Annotated in this window: 1 protein-coding gene; it reads right to left on the reverse strand. The window is 62.3% G+C overall.

Translation table 11 applies throughout. The features are described 5' to 3' along the window. Positions 1-289, reverse strand: a 289-nt coding sequence (locus ASE71_RS10225; protein WP_200964132.1) for a dihydrodipicolinate synthase family protein, incomplete at both ends; no start/stop codon positions are given.

Raw genomic sequence — 289 nt, forward strand, 5'->3', positions numbered from 1 at the left:
GTCGCCGGTGCCATCCTTGAAGCCGATCAGGTTCGGGCATTCATCGCACAGCCTTGCAAGCGTATCGGCCTGCAGCACCGCGTTGTCGCGGTTATAGACCATGACGCCGATGCCGACCGACTGGCAGATCTTCTTCACATGGGCATAAAGCCCTTCCTGCGGCGCATCGATCAGATAGTGCGGCAGAAGCAGGATGCCGTCGGCACCGACGCGCTCGACCGAACGAGCGATGTCGACCGCCATCTCCGTGCCATAGCCGCAGCCCGATACGATCGCCGTGTCGCCGGAA

Source organism: Ensifer sp. Root954 (genome assembly GCF_001429005.1).
Lineage (GTDB): Bacteria > Pseudomonadota > Alphaproteobacteria > Rhizobiales > Rhizobiaceae > Ensifer > Ensifer adhaerens.